A 1817-nucleotide genomic window follows, 5' to 3' on the forward strand; every position below is an offset into this window, starting at 1 on the left:
GACCACGCCCCCGCCCTCCTCGCCTTCGAGGAGGCGAACCGCGACTACTTCGCCGCGTCGGTCCCCGACCGCGGCGACGCCTACTTCAGGGACTTCGCGGCACGGCACAGCGCCCTCCTCGCCGAACAGGCGCAGGGCGACTGCTACTTCCACGTCCTCGTGGGCGACTCGGGCGAGGTGCTCGGGCGGGTCAATCTCGTCGACGTGGCGGACGGCGGCGCGGAGCTCGGTTACCGGATCGCGGAGAAGGCCGCGGGCCAGGGTCTGGCCACGAGGGCCGTACGGCAGGCCTGCGACCTCGCCGTCACGGCGTACGGTCTCACCGAGCTGCGCGCCGCCACGACGCTGGACAATCCCGCCTCACGGGCCGTGCTCACCCGCACCGGCTTCGTACCCACTGGTGACGTCCGCCTGGACGGCCGCCCCGGCACGAGCTTCGTGCTGAAGCTCTGAGCCCTTCCGGCTCTGAAGCCCTGCCCACTTAGGAGTCCGTACGCTCGCGCCGCCTCAGTCGGTCCGTGGCCGGGACTCGTGCAGCCGGGTGTGGTACCGGCCCGCCGACTCAAGTCCGGTGGGGTCGGCACCGGCCCGGATGACCTCCCGCACGGCGTCACGGCGCTCCTCGGGGCTGGTGAAGAGCCGCTGCGGATATGTCCGCGAGGTGTCGGTGACGGTGACGAGGCCGTGCGCGGCCAGGGTCGCCGCGATGCGCCCGTACGGCACGGTCCGCAGCACGAACGCGCTCACCCACAGCGGTTCGCGGGCGCAGCCGAGCAGCGCGTCGAAGGTGTGGTGCGAGATGTAGCCGATGCCTCCGGTGACGGTGATGAGGCCGGTGCGGCCGACCGCGCGGCAGAGCGCGGGACTGGGCGGATGCCGTTCCAGGTTCTCCGCGTACGCCTCGTCGAGCAGCCCGACGTCCAGCGCGTACCGCGTGGCGTTCGGCGCGGTGTCGAGCCCGATGATCTCCGTGGCGTCGGGGCGACGGCGCCGGGCGTAGAACTCCTTGTCGTACTCGATGAGCTCCTGCGGGGTGAGCGCGGCCACCTTCGGGGAGGTGTAGCGCGTGTACAGCTCGGCGAGCGTCACATCGTGGTTGAGCAGCGCCGCGTTGATTCCGTACGAGCAGCAGAGGTCGAGGACGGCGGACGGGCGGTCGTCGCCGGAGGCCTGTCGGCGCAGGTCGCGGGTGCGGCGGAAGACGGACTGGGCGTGGTGCGGGATCTCGTACTCGTAGGGGGCAAGGGTGCGGAAGTAGCCGCGCGGGTCCGGCAGGTCGTAGATGTCGTCGAACCGGGTCTTGCCGGAGCTGGGCCGGTCCTCCCGGTGCTGGTGTGTCCTGTGCCGGTCTGCCCTGTGCTGGTGTGTCCTGTGCTGGTGTGTCCGGTGCCGGTCTGTGGTCATGGAACGCCTCCGGGAGTACGGGACTGGCTGAGCCGAGGTGCACCTCTACCCGACCCGCGCCGCTCCCCGATAGCCCTCGTGGCGGTAACCGGCCATGGCACCGCCCGCGGGCGGCCGCCCTGGCTACCCTGGTGCTTGTGTTCACTTCCCGGGGCCCCACGCTGCGCGAACTGGCCGTTCAGGCGCTCTCCTCCACCGAGCGGGGCTACGACCTCCTCGCCCCGAAGTTCGACCGGACGCCGTTCCGTACGCCTGACCGGTTTCTCGCGGCGACGGCCGAAGCACTGCGCCCGCTCGGCCCCTTCGACGCGGGCCTCGATGTGTGCTGCGGGACGGGTGCGGGGGTCGAGGCGCTGCTGCCGCTGTGCCGGGAGCGGGTCACCGGGGTGGACTTCAGCGCGGGGATGCTGGGG

At 71.8% G+C, this 1817-nt stretch carries 2 protein-coding genes and 1 pseudogene; 2 read left to right on the forward strand and 1 reads right to left on the reverse strand.

Annotation, left to right across the window (positions count from 1 at the left end):
• On the forward strand, positions 1-453 hold a 453-nt coding region (locus AB8Z36_RS38220; RefSeq protein ID WP_369217970.1), incomplete at its 5' end, for a GNAT family N-acetyltransferase.
• 54 nt (positions 454-507) lie between these two features.
• On the opposite strand, the gene AB8Z36_RS38225 is transcribed toward AB8Z36_RS38220, so the two are convergent.
• Positions 508-1404, reverse strand: coding sequence for a hypothetical protein (locus tag AB8Z36_RS38225; RefSeq protein WP_369217971.1), 897 nt, complete (start codon positions 1402-1404; stop codon positions 508-510).
• Between the two features lie 137 nt (positions 1405-1541).
• Here AB8Z36_RS38225 and AB8Z36_RS38230 point away from each other — a divergent pair.
• Positions 1542-1817, forward strand: a pseudogene (locus AB8Z36_RS38230) (SAM-dependent methyltransferase); the annotation flags it as partial.

It is taken from the genome of Streptomyces flavofungini (genome assembly GCF_041028215.1).
GTDB classification, from domain to species: Bacteria; Actinomycetota; Actinomycetes; order Streptomycetales; family Streptomycetaceae; genus Streptomyces; species Streptomyces flavofungini_B.

Bases quoted from the DNA above. Each gene is read 5' to 3' on its own strand.
- AB8Z36_RS38225 (WP_369217971.1), bottom strand. From the start codon at position 1,404: ATGACCACAGACCGGCACCGGACACACCAGCACAGGACACACCAGCAC.